This is a genomic window from Paenibacillus sp. A3M_27_13 (assembly GCF_024213315.1).
Lineage (GTDB): Bacteria > Bacillota > Bacilli > Paenibacillales > Paenibacillaceae > Paenibacillus > Paenibacillus polymyxa_B.
The window spans coordinates 154,571-173,787 of record NZ_JANAVE010000001.1 but is presented as its reverse complement, the minus strand read 5'-3'; the positions used below and the strand labels follow the sequence as shown (position 1 = coordinate 173,787).

At 44.3% G+C, this 19,217-nt stretch carries 17 protein-coding genes and 1 pseudogene; 15 read left to right on the top strand and 3 right to left on the bottom strand.

The features are described 5' to 3' along the window. Positions 1-8: 8 nt before the first annotated feature. Positions 9-1,616, bottom strand: coding sequence for an acyl CoA:acetate/3-ketoacid CoA transferase (locus NLX82_RS00735; protein ID WP_023988899.1), 1,608 nt, complete (start codon positions 1,614-1,616; stop codon positions 9-11). An 833-nt stretch (positions 1,617-2,449) separates the two neighbouring features. On the opposite strand from NLX82_RS00735, the gene NLX82_RS00730 reads away from it, so the two are divergent. The 6 genes and pseudogenes from NLX82_RS00730 to NLX82_RS00705 form a co-directional block, all read left to right on the top strand. Beyond that, positions 2,450-2,746 carry a PTS sugar transporter subunit IIB gene (locus tag NLX82_RS00730; protein ID WP_023988898.1) on the top strand — a complete coding sequence of 99 codons (297 nt, stop codon included), beginning with the start codon at positions 2,450-2,452 and terminating at the stop codon, positions 2,744-2,746. Between the two features lie 482 nt (positions 2,747-3,228). Next, positions 3,229-3,603 carry a hypothetical protein gene (locus NLX82_RS00725; RefSeq protein ID WP_226887810.1) on the top strand — a complete coding sequence of 125 codons (375 nt, stop codon included), beginning with the start codon at positions 3,229-3,231 and terminating at the stop codon, positions 3,601-3,603. Between the two features lie 380 nt (positions 3,604-3,983). Then, complete coding sequence (locus NLX82_RS00720; RefSeq protein WP_023988895.1) at positions 3,984-4,658, top strand: response regulator transcription factor; 675 nt, start codon at positions 3,984-3,986, stop codon at positions 4,656-4,658. Next, positions 4,655-6,022 (top strand): sensor histidine kinase, encoded by a 1,368-nt coding sequence (locus NLX82_RS00715; protein WP_071558674.1) that lies wholly within the window; start codon positions 4,655-4,657, stop codon positions 6,020-6,022. Before NLX82_RS00720 ends, NLX82_RS00715 begins: the two co-directional genes overlap by 4 nt. A 228-nt stretch (positions 6,023-6,250) precedes the next feature. Further along, positions 6,251-7,213 carry an alpha/beta fold hydrolase gene (locus NLX82_RS00710; RefSeq protein WP_202404184.1) on the top strand — a complete coding sequence of 321 codons (963 nt, stop codon included), beginning with the start codon at positions 6,251-6,253 and terminating at the stop codon, positions 7,211-7,213. Positions 7,214-7,402: 189 nt separating this feature from the next. Then, a pseudogene (locus NLX82_RS00705) lies at positions 7,403-7,606 on the top strand (ABC transporter ATP-binding protein); the annotation flags it as partial. A 134-nt stretch (positions 7,607-7,740) separates the two neighbouring features. Here the strand turns inward: NLX82_RS00705 and NLX82_RS00700 are convergent. After that, a complete protein-coding gene (locus NLX82_RS00700; RefSeq protein ID WP_068942553.1) occupies positions 7,741-8,958 on the bottom strand; it encodes an MFS transporter in 1,218 nt (405 codons plus the stop codon). A gap of 389 nt (positions 8,959-9,347) precedes the next feature. On the opposite strand from NLX82_RS00700, the gene NLX82_RS00695 reads away from it, so the two are divergent. Continuing rightward, positions 9,348-10,451, top strand: a complete 1,104-nt coding sequence (locus tag NLX82_RS00695; RefSeq protein ID WP_028541652.1) for a DUF3900 domain-containing protein — start codon at positions 9,348-9,350, stop codon at positions 10,449-10,451. A gap of 118 nt (positions 10,452-10,569) precedes the next feature. Here the strand turns inward: NLX82_RS00695 and NLX82_RS00690 are convergent, their stop codons facing one another. Beyond that, on the bottom strand, positions 10,570-11,499 hold the full coding sequence (locus NLX82_RS00690) for an L-lactate dehydrogenase (protein WP_023988890.1): 930 nt from the start codon (positions 11,497-11,499) through the stop codon (positions 10,570-10,572). Positions 11,500-11,731: 232 nt separating this feature from the next. Here NLX82_RS00690 and bcaP point away from each other — a divergent pair, with 232 nt between their 5' ends. The 8 genes from bcaP (at position 11,732) to NLX82_RS00650 (ending at position 19,087) form a co-directional block, all read left to right on the top strand. Beyond that, a complete protein-coding gene (bcaP, locus tag NLX82_RS00685) occupies positions 11,732-13,123 on the top strand; it encodes a branched-chain amino acid transporter BcaP (protein ID WP_254347405.1) in 1,392 nt (463 codons plus the stop codon). 164 nt (positions 13,124-13,287) lie between these two features. Then, positions 13,288-14,538 (top strand): WD40/YVTN/BNR-like repeat-containing protein, encoded by a 1,251-nt coding sequence (locus tag NLX82_RS00680; RefSeq protein WP_023988888.1) that lies wholly within the window; start codon positions 13,288-13,290, stop codon positions 14,536-14,538. 153 nt (positions 14,539-14,691) lie between these two features. Then, on the top strand, positions 14,692-14,874 hold the full coding sequence (locus tag NLX82_RS00675; RefSeq protein WP_023988887.1) for a hypothetical protein: 183 nt from the start codon (positions 14,692-14,694) through the stop codon (positions 14,872-14,874). A gap of 188 nt (positions 14,875-15,062) precedes the next feature. Beyond that, positions 15,063-15,458 (top strand): DUF2500 domain-containing protein, encoded by a 396-nt coding sequence (locus NLX82_RS00670; protein WP_013371386.1) that lies wholly within the window; start codon positions 15,063-15,065, stop codon positions 15,456-15,458. A gap of 134 nt (positions 15,459-15,592) precedes the next feature. Further along, positions 15,593-16,342 carry an SDR family NAD(P)-dependent oxidoreductase gene (locus tag NLX82_RS00665; RefSeq protein WP_023988886.1) on the top strand — a complete coding sequence of 250 codons (750 nt, stop codon included), beginning with the start codon at positions 15,593-15,595 and terminating at the stop codon, positions 16,340-16,342. Positions 16,343-16,462: 120 nt separating this feature from the next. Then, positions 16,463-16,885, top strand: coding sequence for a cell wall hydrolase (locus tag NLX82_RS00660; protein WP_023988885.1), 423 nt, complete (start codon positions 16,463-16,465; stop codon positions 16,883-16,885). Positions 16,886-16,941: 56 nt separating this feature from the next. Further along, entirely contained in the window at positions 16,942-17,397 is a 456-nt protein-coding gene (gene gerQ / locus NLX82_RS00655) for a spore coat protein GerQ (RefSeq protein ID WP_023988884.1), read from the top strand. 388 nt (positions 17,398-17,785) lie between these two features. Next, a complete protein-coding gene (locus tag NLX82_RS00650) occupies positions 17,786-19,087 on the top strand; it encodes a hemolysin family protein (protein WP_175405309.1) in 1,302 nt (433 codons plus the stop codon). Positions 19,088-19,217: the final 130 nt, after the last annotated feature.

Below are 19,217 nucleotides of genomic sequence, written 5' to 3'. Positions count from 1 at the left end.
GAGCTGTACTATACAGTAGTCAAAGCGACATCCTCATGCTTCGCTTGCTCGCTACCCTTGATCGTAATCACGTCATGCAGCTTACCCCAATGTTCACAGAACATGCCGGCGTCCATTTCCTTCAGTTCTGGTGAGATGACAGGCATGAAGTCCATCTGATCGAGAATCTGGGTCTGCAAATCAATGCCAGGCGCGATCTCTGTCAGTGTCATTTTTCCATCTTGCAGCTGGAATACCGCACGTTCCGTCACATAGACGACCCGCTGCTTGACCTTGGTCGCATAAGAGCCACTGAAGGTAATTTGCTGGACCTCCTTCAGGAATTTCTTAGTTTTACCCTCCTGTACAATCCGTAGCTTGCCGTCCTCAACAGCAATTTGCAGGCCTCCTGCTGTGAAAGTTCCGGCAAAGACGAGCTTTTTGGCTGATTGGGAAATGTTGATAAAGCCGCCACAGCCAGTAACACGGGTACCGAACTTGCTGACATTCACATTCCCGGATTCGTCGGTCTGAGCCAGCCCTAGCACGGATAGATCAATACCACCACCGTCGTAAAAGTCGAACTGGGACACATGATCTACGATGGCCTCAGAGTTGTACGCATGCCCAAAATCCTTGATGCCTGCTGGTACGCCGCCGACTGAGCCTGCTTCGGTTGTCAAAATCAATTGGTCGCTGACGCCTTCCTCTGCCGCAACCGTAGCCACACATACCGGAATACCCACGCCAAGATTCAGAACGGTATTTGGTACTAGCTCAGCTGCGGAACGACGGGAGATAATTTTACGCTCGTCGAGCGGAATCACTTCCATGGCGTCCATCGGTACCTTCACATGTCCTGCGAAGGCAGGGCTGTATTGTGTGTTTTCAGTCTGGAAATGATTTTTCGGTTCGGAGATAATTAGATGATCGATCAGAATGCCTGGCACTCTAACATCCTTCGGATGCAGGGTCCCGTTCTTGGCCACAGTCTCTACCTGAGCAATTACGATACCGCCAGAATTGCGCACTGCCTGAGCAATCTGTAGAACCTCCATATGCAGGCCTTCCTTTTCCAGCGTCAAATTCCCGTTCTCGTCAGCTATGGTACCGCGGATCAATGCGACCTGAATCGGGAAGCTCTTATAGAACAGCCATTCTTCGCCTTCCAGTTCAATCAGCTTGACGATCTCCTCCGTTGTGCAGGCTGACATTTTGCCGCCTTCCACACGAGGGTCGACGAAGGTCTCCATGCCTATCTTGGTAATGACACCTGGGCGCTTGGCAGCAATTTCACGGAACAGCTGTGTGATTACGCCTTGCGGCAAATTGTAGGCTTCACATTTATTGTCTTCAATTAATTTAGCCATAGCAGGCGAAGCAAGGGCGATCCCGCCGATCCAGCGTTTGATCAGACCTTCATGGCCTAGATGGCTCATTCCCTTGGTCCGGCGGTCGCCAACCGCACTGGCATGAACAACTGTTAGGTTGCGAGGATGACCAGATTCCAAGAATCGTTCTTCGATGGCGATACCCATCTCCTCGGCCCAACAGGAGAGCCCAAATCCGCTTGCGGCAATGGTGACTCCATCCGGGATAAGTGCTGCTGCTTCACTCGCTGAAATGATTTTGGACATAGAGTGCTCACTCCTTCAATAAAATGGATTGAAATCATATGTATATAAGTACATATATTAGAAGTTCACATTACGTGCGGGCAAGCTGCCGAGTGTCATGTGCAAGCTAATTGCCGTCATCACGGAATAAGTAGAAAAATAGAAAAGCGGATATTCTGTTTATTGTGTGAAAACATTCACTTTCACTCCGGAATGAATTGTGAATATTTTCACTTGAATCATAATGCGTGTTTTTTTTCTCGTCAACGGGGGGCCAACGACTCGGGATAGAGGTGAGGAAGTGTAGCAAAATTGCGAATATGATGAGGGGTGAAAGGTTAGAAAAGCATGCAAATAAGGAAGAAAAATTGTTTATGGCAAGGGGCCTGAGCATAATAGAGCCTTGGAACACGGGATATAAAAGGAACGATGCCTTGTTTCAATAAGAAGAATCAAGGGGAGCCGAGGGAAAGTCTGGGGAAGTTATTATGCGTTGGCAAAAATGCAACACTTTCTTGATCTTGTGAGAATGGACGATGGGCAGAGGAGCCATTAAACCTTGAGGGTACTGGGGATATTCAGCAAGTAAGCACTATGTAAGTCCAATACATAACAATTCATATACCCAGGGCGAAGGGAGAATTCTGCATGAACAGTTTAAGGAGTTCAAAAATAATGAAAAAAATTTATGTTGTCTGTCGAGGTAGATTTTTTCGCAATTTTGCTACGATAGACTTTTTCGGAAATGGAAATACTTGACTGTAGAAACTTGGTATTACTTAGCTATCACAGTCCGTCCCGAGCTAAGAGCTACGTTTCGAGCCCTGTCCTCGAAGGAAGCAAACGCCTGATAAATGAAAAAGATATTGCTGGCTTGCGCAGGAGGATTTTCTACAAGTATGCTGGTGGAGAGAATGAAAGAGGCGGCTCGTGCACAAAATGTGGAAATTGTAATCGAAGCTTGTAGTGAGAGTAGCATAAGAGAGCATATGCCGGTCAATATTGTTATGCTGGGCCCCCAAATGGGACACGCGGAAGATGACGTGAAGAAAGAAGTGGGCAACGAGATTCCAGTCACTGTAATCAATATGATGAATTATGGAATGATGAATGGAGCGAATGTGCTGAAAACAGCGCTGGATATGATTTAAATCGCCAACTTTATAAAGCGTTATCATTCCTCACATTTAAACCTTTAAGACTACTTATAAGCAGTCTTAAAGGTTTTTTATTTCTGTATCCATAAGTTATGTTCAAGCATCCATATTTTGAAAATTCGATAAATTAAACAACAGAGATTAGATATTGATATGTTAAAACTACAGAATAGAAAATTAATCTCGCAATAAATATTATGTTAACTTAGTAGCGAATGGATGTTATTATCTTTTGGATGAGAATGATAATCATTATAATTGTAATCATGAATGGAACTCGTATGCACTACGAATCCAGATAAGGGAGGAAGCGATAACAAGATGAAGATACATAATTCTCCGTCTACATTTAATGATTACTATAACCATATAACCATATAGCCGATTCAAACCTTATAAACGATGAAAATGATCTCACTCAATCGGCATTGAAACATGAACATATTTATCATATACCCGAATAGTGGGGAAGCGGTGTGCATCGTACACATTTTTTACGTAAAGGCTTCGAGCTTTCGCACAGTAAAATGCTATTTCATGATCCAGTCCAGATTACAAGAAGGTTCGTTACGCCTTATTTAGAACTAGCGCTGAACATCGACTATTCAGCCGCCTGGTCCGTGGATGAATTTCGTTCAGAGCGTGAGCATGGAAGGCATGTACAGCTCATTTACATGAATGATGTGAAGATCCATGCGGCGATGCCAGCAAGCAAGGCGATGAATCACATGGAGCTGCGTTTTAACCCTTTGCTATGGAGAGAATTGCTACAAGAACTGGATATTCGTCTGGAGCAATCTTTTGCTTGTATGGAGACGCTAATTACTCCTGACATGCGAGCTATTGCTTAGGAATTGTCATCTCATCCTTATCAGGGCATAACCCGACAGCTTTTTTGGAGAGTAAGGCACTGGAACTTATAGCTCTGTCCCCATTAATGCTAGTAGGGTGTTTTTAAATTAACAGGAGTGTCCTTATGACAAATGATGAGCATTCCTGGTTTCAAGAAGCAAAAAAAGTATAACCGAGGCAGGGATTTAAGACGTCCTGCAGTGCCCGCCCTTTGGGTATTGGTAAATCAGGACAACAGGGCCATGATGAGGGCTATGAGGCCTGCGGAAACCAGGAGGAATAACTCTGTAAAATTATAGGAAGAATAGGAGCGATTCAATTTTATCTATAGTATAATGGTTACTTCAATATGGGATGAAAACAGGGAAAGAGGAAACGAATGCCTACTATACTGGTTGCTGACGACGATGCGAACATTCGCGAACTGGTCTGTTTATTTCTACGCAACGACGGATTCGCAACAGCCGAAGCCGCAGACGGCAAGGAAGCACTGACCGTCTACGCTACAACGCATGTCGATCTTGTCGTGCTCGATATTATGATGCCGATAATGGATGGTTGGACGTTATGCAAGGAGCTCAGAAGAGCCAATCCTGATCTTCCCTTACTTATGCTGACTGCGAGAGGCGAAACATGGGAGAAAGTGAAAGGTTTCGAACTTGGAACCGATGATTATTTGACGAAACCGTTTGATCCACTGGAATTGACAGTTCGGGTCAGAGCACTGCTGAAACGCTATCGGATTGGCACCACGCAGATGATCCAGTTCGGCAACGTCATCCTTGATCGGCAGACCTATAAGGTGATGAGAGGGACGGAGTCGCTCACGTTGCCGCTCAAGGAGTTCGAATTGCTGTATAAGCTCGCTGGAACACCTGGACAAGTGTATACGCGCGAGCAGTTGATCGATCAAATTTGGGGGATCGATTATACTGGAGATGATCGAACGATAGACGTACATATTAAACGCCTGCGCGAACGGTTCGCTACAACACCCGATTTTCGTATCGAGACGGTGCGTGGACTTGGCTACCGGCTTGAGGTTTACGAATGATCAGATCCTTATATACACGTGTTGTCCTGACATTTCTGGTCTCCGTCCTCGCGGGCACGATCATTGCTTTTTTTGTAACATTTTGGGTGTTTGAAGAGAAATTGAACGAAAATTTGCAAACCACCTTATTTAACTTTGGTCAGGACATTGTCCGGGTTTACGAAACCATTCCGTTACGTGAAGCGGACTTATTCGTAAGTGGAATGAAACAACTCGATTCCTATTATATTCGAATTTTTGATGAAACGGGGCAGTTCCAGTCTTACGGAACGCTTAACGGACAAAAACCTGTTACTGTGACGATGGATCAAGTAAGGAAAGTATTGGGTGGAGAAGTTGTTCAAGTTAATCCGAGTAGTGTTTCAATGAACCTCTTGGGACTGAGGTTGAAAACGGAAATGGGAATGAAAGCGATGTTTGTGGAGCCGCTTATGTATCCTTCCGTCTCTTTTGCCCAAAAATGGTTATTTACTTTTTTGACCTATTCGTTGGTAACAGGAAGTCTATTGATTTTGGTTGCCTCTATATTCCTAGTCAGACCGATCAAAAAACTGACAAAAGCGACCAGACGTATAGCAGTTGGAGATTTCAACGTCAAGCTGAATATTAAGCAAAAGGGTGAGCTAGGTACTTTGGCTCGCAGCTTTGAAGAAATGATGCATGATCTACAGCAACTTGAGCAGATGCGTAGGGAGTTCGTCACGAATGTGTCGCATGAAGTTCAGTCGCCGCTCACCTCGATATCCGGTTATGCTATAGCACTCAAGCAAGTAGATATAGCAGATAACGAGCGAAGTCGTTATCTCGATATCATCATCGCGGAAGCAGATCGGATGTCCAAGATGAGCGATAGCCTGCTAAAGCTGAGTTTGCTTGAATCGCAGTCACAGCAGATGCGGCTGGTCACGTTCAGCCTTGATGAACAGATCAGACGAGTCATCGTCGCGATCCAGCCGCAATGGTCGGCTCGCAACATCCGTTTCAAGCTCAATTTGAAGACCGTTCGCCTATTGGCGGATCAAGATCAATTAAACCAGGTATGGACGAACATACTCGGTAATAGCATCAAATTTTCCAAGGATGGCGGCGTTATTAACGTAAGCATCAAGCAAGATATCAAAAGCGTAACAGTCCGAATATCCGATACGGGCATTGGTATTTCCCTTGAGGACCAGAAGCGTATATTCGAGCGATTTTTTAAAGCTGATCGTTCCCACAGTCGTAAATATGGCGGTAGCGGTATGGGACTCGCCATCGTTAAACAGATCGTATCGCTTCATCAAGGCGACATTCGAGTGGAAAGTGAACCCGGCCAAGGAACGACCGTCATTGTCACCTTGCCAATCACAACGCCACCAGATTAGTTAGATTCATAGGGTATCATTCGGATTATCTAAACCGCATTTTCCATGATACAGCATAATGTGCAGTTTCCTTGGACAACGTAGCATTTTTTTGCTTGTTCATACTCCGTTCATATTGTCGTCATAGGGAGTACATCTTCTTTCGTTAAGCTTTCATTAGCGGCTCGTTAAGGTAGCCCAACAAACAGAATGGGACAGGAGAAGTTGAGCGTGAAACGAAGAGAGGTAATGAAAATGAGGAATGGAACGAGAACAAATAAAGTACGAAGCATTTTGCTTAAAATAATAGGAACAATAATTATAGCAATCGTGCTTTTTCTAGCCGTTGTCTATACAGTTAATATTATCAGCAGCAAATCAGAGCAAGGAAAAATACAATCCTATGGTCAGTTCGTACCTGTAGATGGGAAAAAAATGAATGTTTTGATTCAAGGAAAAGGCGAAGAGACCGTCGTGTTACTACCAGGTTATGGAACAGCAGCACCAGCACTTGATTTTAAACCGCTAGTAGAAGAGCTATCTCCATTTTACAAAGTCATCGTTATTGAGCCTTTTGGTTATGGATTAAGTGATCTAACCGAAAAGGAACGAAACACAGAGAATATTGTAAGTGAAATTCATGAAGCTTTACAGAGTCTTAAAATTGACCGATATATTCTAATGGGTCATTCCATTGCAGGCATTTACGGACTGGATTATGTGAACAAATATGAAAACGAAGTGAGTGCTTTTGTCGGGATTGATAGCAGTGTTCCAACGCAAGGTGGTATGGATGCTGAATTACCAATAAAAACGTTTAAATTTCTCAAAAAATCAGGTTTAGCCAGATTGGTAATGAAACTAACTGGTGACCCATATGCTGGACTACCCTATGATGATGAAACAAAAGAACAAATGAGAATTCTTTCTCTAAAAAACATGTATAATTCCAGCACCTCAAACGAAATGGAAAATATTTATCCTAATTTTAAAGCAGCTAAAAATTTAACATTCCCAAAAAATCTGCCCCTTATTTTCTTTATACAAGCGAATAATACAGATGTGGAAAGATGGATACCACTACATGAAGAGCAAGTCAAAAATTCTGTTCATGGAAAAGTAATGACACTTGAAGGAGAACATTATTTACACCATACCAAATCAAAGGAAATCGTTGAAAACTTCAGGAGCTTTATGAAAGAAATAAAATAAGTGCACTGAAAAAGACACCTTCACTATTTTCTACAAATGTATAAGTGATATAAAAAACCGTCCTTTGGTCATATCCCTGTCAAGTAGACAGATGAAAAAAGCTATGCAGCCAGCGCGTGCGGATACTCAATCGGTGCGCGCTGTTTGAGTTAAGACTGAAATCACTCGTAGTTATAAAAGTAGAGACAACAACAGGCAGGTGAGCGTATCGTCCAATTGCTGAACGAGCCAGTGATGCTGGGTGACCAGCTGCCTTCGGAAAGACACGACATTGAGCTGAGGCGCATAAGTTTTGGGTATGGTGACCAGCCTGTACTGCGGGATGTGAGCAGGCTTATGCCATTCCATTCTTTCACAGCGCTTGTAGGTCCTTCTGGTAGCGGAAAAAGTACGGCCTGTATGCACGATTGTGGAAAAGACAGCATGAAGGAAGAGAGTCATAATCTGTATGAAATCATGATACAAACATTAAGAAACCGCCCCCGGAGGATGCCATATCATATCTCCAGGGGCGGTTTCTTGTGCTGTTATTTAGAATCATCGGCTATGACAGCTTGTACGGGCTGCCTGTCACGAAGCAATGGTAACAATAGCATCGCTCCGACCAAAAACAAGCCGGCGCTCACGGTATATACGGTGTTCAGGGAGGATTCGTGTTTGAGTGTTCCGCCCATACTCATACCGACGACCATCATCCCAGAGAACAGGGGAGAGAGGGCACCACCGACGCGGCCGATAAAAGCAGCTTCGGCGTTTTTCATCATCATTGTGTTGATACCGATATGAATGCAAGGATAAAATAGGCCGCTGAAAACTTGTAGTGCCATGGTCAGCACAATATTGTGTGACCATCCGACACCAAAGGTTGTCAGTGTGCTGACCAAAAGTCCGGCCACCAGCAGCAATTGCGGCTGTACTTTTTTGGCAACCCCCATAATCAGGCCGCCTCCCACCAGCATAGCCGCTCCGTTCGCCATTAACGGCCATTGCAGGAATTCCTTGTTTTGTCCAAGGTTCTCGATGGCGACAAAAACCATTAATGGTTGAATAAGTCCGACCGCCAGCCCAATTACGGTAAATGTTCCCCCAAGCGTGCGAAGTGTGCGGTTATTCCATACATAACGTATTCCTTCTTTAAGCTCTTGAATGAAATGAGTTGGTTGATCATCTATCTCAAGTGATTGTTCATCTTGTGGAATGCGAGTCAGAACAAGCGCCGAGATGAGAAACAATATTCCGGTTATAGACATTGAAGTGAAAATTCCAAAGTGTTGATAAATAAATGTACCGATAACAGGGCCGATAACCATAAATAATGCCATGAGAGATTGAAAAAGGGCCATCACTCCCTGTAGCTGTTCTGGTGCTACATGCTGCTTAAATATCTTCATCGCAGACGGCTGAGAAAATTGAGATAGAATGGCTGAAAAGAAAGTGGACAGCAAAAGCACCTGCCATGACCCGTACCATAATGCCAACAAAACAATAAAAATAGAGGCCGCGGATAGCAAATCGCAACTAATCATGGTCCGTTTGGGCCGCCAACGGTCCGCGAATGTTCCTCCAATGATAGCGAACAGAAAAATAGGCATGAATTCAGCAACCGAAATGAGCGATACGTATACGGGATCATTATTAGTCAAATCTGTTACATACAACAGTATGGCAAAGTTGCGCACCCAAATGCCCAAATTTAGCAGCACATTGGAGGCGATAATGGTCCTTATATATGGATTTTTAAACAACAACAAACTCTCCTTTCCTGTTTTCAGGGCGCAACCCCCTTGAAATATCATTTTATATAAACAAAATATATTTTTGTCTATATAATAATAGATAATATAATAAATCAACTACTTATTAGTCAAATGTTTTTTGAAATCATGAAGAAAGTAGAGCATGGAAAATAAAGAGGTCAATGATCCTTAAGGACGTGAATTAGAATAGTGGTAAAAGTACTCACTTTAAACTTGTGAATTGGGAATGATAACTAAACGAAAAAATGATCAACATAATAAATATTATGTTAACTAAAATGTTTATCTAGTAATAGGGATCTGAATCCGATGTACCTTTTAAAATCATAGTGATATAATTACGCGTACATGCCTGAAAAGGAGCGAATGGAACGTAAATGAACTTTCAAGTGGATTTTTTATCTTTTTTTGTAATTCAGGTAGATGGAAAAGAAGGACAGGGTGGTAAGTCCTATAAGCATTACGCTACAATGGACGACTACGATTATGACGAAAGCGATGTTAAAAAATTTCTGGACGGGGAATTTGCTCGTATTAGCAAGCGTAAGGTTGAAAAAAACCCCAGCACAGAGCAGGCACCGACCAAAATCGGCCGCTTTATCGTCGAACCGGAGCATGAATTGAGCAGTAATCCGAATTTCAATATGTTCGCCCGACTGCGGGCAGCAGAGGATAAGGAAGATTTTAAAAATGCTTGTGACGATCTGGTGCGGATGTATCTGGATACGAGCGCAGTACGCGGCGGAGCGCTAATCATTGTACAGGCTACCTTGAATACACACTCGGATGATCCGTTTATTTTTGTGCTTAAATGTGATTTTGAACCTAAAATTGCCAGAATTACTGAAAGCAGTCTGGTGAGTGAGGTCGAAATGGCTATTTCTGCCCGTAATATGAAATCCATCATGTATCCTTACATGCTTGAGGAAGGGATGAACGATGAGTGGGAGCTTAAAATTCACCAGTCTTCGCATGCCCGGTATTTTGAAGATTTTTTGAAATTCGTGACCTATGAGCAATCCATGCCGGAAATCGTCAATGAGCATGTCATGGGCTTCGTTCAGAACTATGTAGAAACCAAATGGCCGGATGCATCTAATGAGGAAAGACAGCAGGAAGAGCGCGATCTGGAATTGTGGGCGGCTAGCGAAAAACGGGATCTGCAAGGGAAATGGGAACCCCTTCAGGTCGTAGAGGCTGCACAGCATATTGTCGAGCTGAAACCAGAAATTGAAGTTCGTTTCAAACTAGATGATACGGCCGTGCGTGGGCTACTGTCCGACTTTGGCGCCAAACTGCATATCACGAAACTTCATGATAGATATGCACTTATTATTGAAGGTGATGCATTTACGTTTGAAAAGGGATTTTCACCGATTGAGTTACTCCAACCTGAATCGTTTGAAACGGTGGCTGAGCGGCTAAAAGAGAAACGCCAGCATGAAAATGAGGACGTGGATGGCGATACGCCACCTTGGTAATTCGAATGCATAGCAGGACGACAAACTGAACTTTTACATTATAATGACTAAAAAACTGGCCTCTCAACGGATATTACCGCTGTGGAGGCCAGTTTTGTTTAGTATTTATGTTCGCGATCTACATATGAACTTTGCTAATTTGATTCTTCAGCTTGTCCGCAGATTGAAGCAATCTTGCACGTTCCTCGTCATTGAGCGGAAGATCCAAAATTTCACGTACCCCATTGTGATCTACGATACTTGGAACACCTAAATATACGTCAGATACTCCGTTATAATCTTCCAGCAAGGTGGACACATTAAGTACCGACCCCTCGTCCCCGAGAATGGCGGCTACGATTCGGTCGAGAGCCAGCCCGATAGCATAAGAAGTTGCGCCTTTAGCATCTATAATTTCATAGGCAGCATTCTTGGTATTTTCAAAAATTTCATTTTTCGTTTCTTCACCCAGTTCCAGTGGAGTTCCAGCTACGTTGGCTGTGCTCCATACAGGTAACTCGGAGTCACCGTGTTCTCCAATAATATGGGCGTGGATGCTTCGTGGATCGATGCCCTTTTGCTTCCCGATCAAATAACGGAAGCGTGCGCTGTCCAGCAACGTACCTGACCCAATGACTCTGCTTGAAGGCCAACCACTGCGTTTCCAAGAGATGTAGGAGAGAATGTCCACTGGATTGGTAGCGATCAGCAAAATGCCATGTGTATTGACCTTGACGATATTATCAATAATACTTTCAAATATTTCGGCATTGCGCTTCAGCAAATCAATGCGCGTTTCTCCAGGCTTTTGTGAAGCACCTGCTGTAACAATAATGATATCTGCATCACGGCAGTCTTCATAATCACCTGCCCACACTTTGACACCACCGAGAAAGGGAAGCCCATGATTCATATCGAGCATTTCCCCCTTCGCCTTTTTGACGTTGACATCAATAAAGACAAGTTCTGACATGCGTTGGCGCAGCAGTAGGGTATAGCCGGTTGTTGTACCAACCGCTCCCATGCCGACAATGGCCACTCTACTTCGTTTGTAAGGTTTTAAGCTCATAAAATCCTCATCTCCTTCTCGGGTTGAATACCTTTTCATTTTGGGGTATTTCTTAAAAATTTATCTTTCCAACTTAGTGTACCGTATATATTTACCCACCGCAAAGAAATATGACATTTTTCCTTGACTTCAAAGACGAGCTCGCTAATAATTAATCGAATGATAAGAACACGCACTAAAGCGTTGCAGCACCGATATTGACGCATGAAATTATGGAAAGAGGATTCGGCATATGGACTTATTTCGAAAAAAAACAGGACTGCTCCCGCATGAGGAAAGCGGATCTACAGGTCACTTAAAGAGAACAATGGGTGCCTTTGATCTCACCATGCTAGGTGTAGGATGTATTATCGGTACTGGGATTTTTGTTATTACTGGCAAGGCAGCAGCAGAAAATGCAGGTCCTGGATTGATGCTCTCCTTTGTTATTGCAGGTATTGCCTGCGTACTAGCAGCCTTGTGTTATGCGGAGCTTTCATCTACAGTTCCCGCAGCTGGGAGCGCTTATGCGTATAGTTATATTGTATTTGGAGAAATTTTGGCCTGGGTACTGGGGTGGGACCTGATTCTGGAATACGGAGTGGCGGCCGCCTCTGTGAGTAGTGGATGGTCTGCTTACTTTCAAGGCTTGCTGGCTGGATTTGATGTACATTTACCGCTGGCTTTAACCGCAGCCTTCGATTCAACTAAGGGAACCATTATTGATCTACCAGCCGTGTGCATCATTATGCTCATTACACTGTTACTGAGTCTCGGAGCCAAGGAGACGGTCCGATTCAATTTAATAATGGTTTGTGTTAAAGTCGGAGTTGTATTGCTATTTATTGCGATCGGTATCTTTTATGTTAAGCCTGACAACTGGACACCATTTTTGCCTTATGGTTTTTCTGGTGTTTTGAGTGCTGCGGCAATCGTATTTTTTGCTTATCTGGGTTTTGATGCCATCTCAACTGCAGCCGAAGAGGTTCGCAATCCGCAGCGGAATATGCCCATCGGCATTATTTCTTCTCTAGCGATCTGCACGGTACTGTATATTGCGGTTTCAGTTGTACTAACTGGAATGGTACCTTATACGCAGTTGGGGGTAAGTGATCCTGTTGCGTTTGCTCTCCGCTTTATTCATCAGGATTTTGTTGCCGGATTGATTTCAGTCGGTGCGATTGCGGGGATGACCACCGTTTTACTGGTGCTGTTGTTTGGTCAAACGCGGTTAATTTTCTCTATGTCACGTGATGGCCTTTTACCCGTTTTTTTATCCAAAATAAATGCCAAAACTCAAACACCGATACGAAGCACTTGGCTGGTGGGCAGCATTATCGCATTGGCTAGTGGATTGTTTCCATTACATGCACTGACCAATTTGACGAGTATTGGAACCCTGTTCGCTTTTGCTGTGGTATCGGTAGGGGTTATCGTGCTGCGCAAGAAACGCCCTGATTTGAAAAGAGGCTTTACCGTGCCGTGGGTGCCGTTGCTCCCGCTTTTAAGTGCTTTGGTTTGCATCGGTCTGATGCTTCAGCTTCATATTAGCACCTGGATTGGATTCATTGTGTGGCTCCTGCTTGGATTGCTGATCTATTTCTTCTATGGATACCACAAAAGTTTGTTGAACCGTAAATCTTAATAAATTCTAGTATAAAAAAAGCCGGCATCCTGCACTTTTGTGAAGGGTCCGGTTTTTTTTGACATTACGCGAAAAGTGTCACATAGAGGCGTTTATGGTATAATTCTGTTTCAGATAAGCTTTTGGCACGTGATTACAGCATGCCATCGAGGGAGGATTTTTATATGAAACTGCGCTGGCGTGCGCTCTTAGGGGGAGTACTGCTACTGACGGGCATTCTACTGACTGCCTGTTCTGCTGAAGCCCCAGAAACGTTAACTAAACCTCCGATTGAGGAACCTGATGACCAGGGTCAGACGATTACTATTAATCCACCAGTGACTCCAAAGGTGGGCGATCCCAACGCCAAATATGTAGTTCAGACGCGAATAGCGGATTTTCATTTAATTGATAACAATAAAGGGTTAGTTTGGGGAGTTACCCATAATGAGCTCCGGCTTTATGATACTCATGATGGCGGAAAGACATGGAATAATATTTCCCCCTCCGAAAATGTCCAATTTCAAGACAAACTTGAATATGGAAAGGACATCAGTTTCACTGATTCTCGTCACGGTTGGGTTGTCCGTCAAAATTTGGACAAAACAGCAACCGTCATTCTGAGAACAGCAGATGGAGGACAGAGCTGGGATGTTTCAGCGCTTCCAAGCGGGGATCATGTGAGCTCGATTCAATATGTAAATCCAACTACTGGCTGGATCATGGCATATGTAAAACTGAATGAGCAGGATCAACAAAAACTGTTGTATCACACCACTGACGGGGGAGCCACGTGGAATAAAGTTGCGCAAAGTTCTGGTACGACATCCAACAAAACAGGCTCAGGTTTACCCGATCGGGGCAGTCTGGCAGGAATGAGCTTTTCTTCCAACAATCAGGGATTTGTAGCGATCAATCTGGATAGCAGTGTTAAGTTATACAAGACTTCGAATCAAGGGAAAACCTGGACTCCGGTAGCTAACAGAATACAAGGCTGCCCTCAGGCCAAAGCAGAAGCTCAGCAGTCTCTGAAAGGGAGCAGTTCCTCGTATTGGATTCCGGTTCTTTGCTATGGGGCTAACGGCACAAAATATAATGGACTGTTTACAAATGATACAGGGGCCCAATGGAGCGGTGTGCCTTTGGGTCTGAGTAGCAACATTAATTCTATTATCCCTGGACGTACGTTTCTAAACGAAAAGGAAGGGTGGATCATAACTGAAACCGGAATGAGCCGTACATTGGATGGGGGAAAGACGTGGACAAGTCTCACAGGCAACAAAGTGCTACCTTTGAAGCTAAAAGACTACCCACGTTCAGTCAAGCTCCGTTTCGCTTCTTCTTCGGTGGGTTGGCTCCTTTTGGAACGCCTTGATGACAAGAAATCACTGCTGCTGAAAACGACGGACGGCGGTGCGAACTGGAGAATTTTATAATCGCTATAAAGCTGATTGCCCTGGGGTGTTTTTCCCAGGGCGTTTTATTTTTAAAAAATTTAAATTTTATACGACTATATGTGAAAAAAATCACAAACCAACGAATAAGCCGCTGTTATACTAAACCTGTAAACAACGATAGGAGTGATAATCATGAGAGCGAATCAGGATCATATGTTAACCCAATACTACCTTCAATTTTGTTATACTTGCCAGGATGCCTATGGTTGCACGACTGAAGAGGACTGCAAGCAGTGTGCAGAGCGTTACGCTGAAGACGAAGATCATGAAGTTCTGAATGAAACACAACGTTATCTCCAGCTTGTACATGTGTAAATCGATGCATCATTCTGATATCGCCATATCTTGAGCCTCCCGGATTATTCCGTGGGGGCTCTTGGCGTTCTTGAGAGTTGCTATCAAATTTGGGCAGGAACATACATATACTGTTATAGAAAGCTTAGGTCAGGTCAGGATGCCCGGTAGTTTCCCTGTGGAATGCCTGGCGGAGAGGAGTGCGGTGCATGGGATTTGAGTCATTATGGATGTTCGATTGGCTGGGCACGGTACTGCCCGTATTTTTCGTTGTCGTGTTGGGAATTGTCGTGTTGTCTGCAGGCAGGGAAGTCATGGAATGGAGTCGGAATAAAAGACAGCCTGTATTGACGGTCGGTTCCCGAATTACAGCCAGAAGGACACATCTCCAACAGAGGCGGCAGGAGGAACAAGGGACTCGTACCTATACTTTCTATTACGTAACCTTCGAGGTGGAGAGTGGCGACCGGATGGAGTTCAAGGTATCTGGGGAAGAATATGGTCAATGCGCTGAAGGTGATGAGGGACGGCTTACTTTTCAGGGTACAAGGTATATCGGGTTTCAGCGTCTTAATCGCTATAGCTTGGAACAGGTTAAAATGTAGATTTCAGTCTAATGTTCTTGGATTCATTTACAGCCTTCTGCGAGAAATCAGGGTAGGGGGCTGTAGATGTTTCTTGTACAGCACATTTTGGTACATATATATTAGAACAGAGTAGTTCAGAGGAGGAATGATTTGTGTCATTTGAGGGACAAGTTGTTATTGTAACAGGAGCGGCGCATGGCATCGGGAAAGAGGTCGCTTTTGCCTACGCTGCTCAGGGTGCCCATGTTGTATTTGCGGACCACAATGAGGAAGAGGGTGCCGCAGCCGCTGCAGCAGCCCGGAACGAAGGCTATCAGGCCATTTTTATTCCTTGTGATGTGCGGAAGGAAGAAGATATAGTGGCGCTAATCCGTGCCACGGAAGAAGAATACGGTACGATTCATACGCTAATTAACAACGCTGGCGTGTCCAAATGGAAATCTCCATATGAGTTAACGATAGCAGAATGGGATGACATTTTGAATACAAACGTACGCAGCTGTTTTATTGCCACTAGGGAAGCGGCTAAGGTAATGAAACGAAACGTAGAAGGTGGCTCTGTGGTCAATATGACCTCTACACGAGCTTTCATGTCAGAGCCGGATACAGAAGCCTACGCGGCATCCAAAGGAGCCATTGCGGCCCTTACACACGCGATGGCTATGTCGCTAGGAAAGGACGGGATTCAGGTCAATTGCATCAGTCCAGGGTGGATTGAAACCGGGGATTATGAGCAACTGCGTGCAGAAGACCATCAACAGCATCCGTCTGGGCGAGTAGGAACCCCTAAAGACATCGCACGGGCCTGTCTGTATTTGACACAACCTGGCAATGATTTTGTAACAGGCACGAATCTGGTAGTAGATGGTGGCATGACGCGCAAAATGATTTATGAGCCATAATAAAAGCCTAAATGAGTAGTCCCAGTCTTGGGGCTATTTTTTTGTTTTTCTGGACTGTCACCCATTGGGCATTTGTACCATACGATAGGGTATGTGATGGAGAAGCGAGGAGGGGACGCGGTGGCTGTAATCAAGACCAACTCAGAGGATGTAAGGACCCTCGCCCGACTGATGCGGGCTGAGGCCGAAGGCGAAGGAGAGCAGGGAATGCTCATGGTCGGTAATGTTGGGGTGAACCGGATTTTATCCAATTGCCTGGATTTCCAGGGCATACGTATGATGAATGACATGGTGTTTCAAAGCCCCGGCGGGTTTGAGGCTACTCAGAAGGGGTATTTTTATCAGAAAGCCCGTGATCGGGACATTCGACTTGCCCAGCGTGTAATCAATGGAGAGAAAATACGTCCGGCATCCAATTCATTATGGTTTTTCAGACCTGCCGGAGACTGCCCAGATACCTGGTATAGCCAGGTCAATACCGGACGTTTTAAAGCCCACTGCTTTTTTAGCCCGACTGTACAGGATTGTCCTAATGTATATTAGACAATTTACAGAATGGCTTGAAGAATTAAATTTAAACCATTTTAGGAGGAATTTACATGATTTCACAGCAAGCTTACCGTCCCGTATCTTATGCTTCCGGCAATGGGTATCCCGAATGGCCAAGAGGGATGACTCCAATCGGAACCATGCAGCCTATGACTGGCTTTCCACCTCAAGTAAGTAGTGGCAGCCCTATGACACCAACGGGTACCGTAGTGCAGGTTCAGACTCCGCAATACGAGCAATCATACATCGAAAATATTTTACGCTTGAACTTAGGAAAAACGGGAACTTTTTATATGACCTATGAAAATAACCGGGAATGGAATGCGAAAATATTCAAAGGCATTCTGGAAGCAGCAGGTCGGGACCACATTATTATTAGTGATCCGGCGACGGGCAAACGGACCATTCTACTAATGCTAAACCTGGACTATGCAACATTTGATGAGCCGTTGTTGTACCAATATCCCGGCGTCATCGGGAACCCGGGTGCATCCCCGGTTCGCTGATGCCTTAATATATATGAGTCTACATCCTCTGCCAGACGGCAGGGGATGTATTTTGTTTATAATCTTTCTCAAATATAGTAGCTTTCTTGATGGTAAGCGGCGAAAACGAGAGCTTTACAACCTAAATGATAGAGGAGCTGTTTTTTCTGACATTGCTTGTGGTTTGACTGTATAGAGTATAGTTATATAATTAAATATAAGCTGATGAATGATCTAATCATTTATGCGGAATATGGCTTTGGAAGCCGGAAGGAGTGAATGTGTTGGGAAGTTGACGCTGCTTATGATGTGTTATCGTTCTGTCTATGATGAAACTATCCGAAGGAGGTGCGCCTGTCTGCCGTAATGACGGCTGATGGGGAGCATATTGAGTGACCCTTTACCGAGTATGTTTAACTTATTTATTGTTTTTGCATTAGTACTATTGAATGGTTTTTTTGTATCTGCGGAATTTGCCATGGTGAAGGTCAGAGGCAGCCGTATTGAAACATTGGTGGAAGCGGGCAATAAAAAGGCCGTGTACGCCGCCAATATGTTACACAACTTGGACGCTTATTTGTCTGCCTGCCAGTTGGGTATTACACTAGCATCGTTGGGACTAGGATGGATCGGAGAGCCGGCCATCGCACATTTGATCGAACCTGTATTTACAGCCGCCGGATTAGGAGCGGTATATGTGCACGGTACTGCCGTGGTTATTGCATTTATTGTCATTACGATTCTGCATATTGTCTTGGGTGAATTGGCGCCCAAAACGATAGCTATTCGTAAATCTGAGACCATTACGCTGTATTCAGCCATGCTGATGACTTGGTTTTACAAGTTGATGTATCCATTCATATGGGCGTTGAATGGAATGGCGAACAGCCTGCTGCGTTTATTCCGTCTGGAGCCGGTATCCGAGAATGACGATTCCGCGCATACCGGAGATGAAATACGCATTCTGATGAAAGAAAGCAATAAGAGCGGACTAATTGATAATACGGAATTGGCGCTTGTTGATAATATATTTGATTTTACCGACACGACCGCCAGGGAAATCATGATTCCGCGAACTGAGATGATCTGCTTATACAGTAATGAGTCCACAGAAGAAAATCTCGCGATTGCGACGGAAAGCATGAGAACCCGTTATCCAATCTGCGCCGAAGATAAGGACCATATTATCGGCTTTATCCATATTAAGGACCTTCTACGGGCGAACACACTGGATACCCGTACGATGATTCGACCGATTCTTGCTGTCCCTGAATCTACGCAAATTAGTGATCTGCTCAAACGTATGCAGCGTAGCAAGACGCAAATCGCAATTTTGATTGATGAATATGGCGGTACATCGGGTATGGTAACACTGGAAGATATTATGGAAGAAATCGTTGGTGAAATTCAGGATGAGTTCGATCAGGAGCGTCCAAGTTGTGAGCAGATTAATGACGAGGAATTTTCCATTGACGGCATGTTATTAATTGATGAAGTGAACGATCGCTTTGGACTGGATCTTGATCATGAGGATTATGATACGGTAGGGGGCTGGCTATACTCACATGTCGAGGTTATTCCCCCACTGCCTGGCCAGTCTGTAGTGTTTGAGGGATGTATGTTCACGGTAGAAGAAGTTGAAAACAAGCGGATTTCACGTATTCGGCTGATAAAACAGCCTATCATCGTGGAAGAAGCAGGAGTCTCATAACGGAATAAATCTAGAGAGCGACCTTGAACGATGTGGGGTCGCTTTTTATTTTGTCTTCTTTACAGAATGGACATGAATTGATATGATGTTCGTGTAATTGTCAACCTTATTATAATTCTTTAGGTTGACA

Bases quoted from the DNA above. Each gene is read 5' to 3' on its own strand.
- NLX82_RS00735 (WP_023988899.1), bottom strand. From the start codon at position 1,616: ATGTCCAAAATCATTTCAGCGAGTGAAGCAGCAGCACTTATCCCGGAT.
- NLX82_RS00730 (WP_023988898.1), top strand. From the start codon at position 2,450: ATGAAAAAGATATTGCTGGCTTGCGCAGGAGGATTTTCTACAAGTATG.
- NLX82_RS00720 (WP_023988895.1), top strand. From the start codon at position 3,984: ATGCCTACTATACTGGTTGCTGACGACGATGCGAACATTCGCGAACTG.
- NLX82_RS00715 (WP_071558674.1), top strand. From the start codon at position 4,655: ATGATCAGATCCTTATATACACGTGTTGTCCTGACATTTCTGGTCTCC.
- NLX82_RS00710 (WP_202404184.1), top strand. From the start codon at position 6,251: ATGAAAATGAGGAATGGAACGAGAACAAATAAAGTACGAAGCATTTTG.
- NLX82_RS00695 (WP_028541652.1), top strand. From the start codon at position 9,348: ATGAACTTTCAAGTGGATTTTTTATCTTTTTTTGTAATTCAGGTAGAT.
- NLX82_RS00690 (WP_023988890.1), bottom strand. From the start codon at position 11,499: ATGAGCTTAAAACCTTACAAACGAAGTAGAGTGGCCATTGTCGGCATG.
- bcaP (WP_254347405.1), top strand. From the start codon at position 11,732: ATGGACTTATTTCGAAAAAAAACAGGACTGCTCCCGCATGAGGAAAGC.
- NLX82_RS00680 (WP_023988888.1), top strand. From the start codon at position 13,288: ATGAAACTGCGCTGGCGTGCGCTCTTAGGGGGAGTACTGCTACTGACG.
- NLX82_RS00675 (WP_023988887.1), top strand. From the start codon at position 14,692: ATGAGAGCGAATCAGGATCATATGTTAACCCAATACTACCTTCAATTT.
- NLX82_RS00670 (WP_013371386.1), top strand. From the start codon at position 15,063: ATGGGATTTGAGTCATTATGGATGTTCGATTGGCTGGGCACGGTACTG.
- gerQ (WP_023988884.1), top strand. From the start codon at position 16,942: ATGATTTCACAGCAAGCTTACCGTCCCGTATCTTATGCTTCCGGCAAT.
- NLX82_RS00650 (WP_175405309.1), top strand. From the start codon at position 17,786: ATGTTTAACTTATTTATTGTTTTTGCATTAGTACTATTGAATGGTTTT.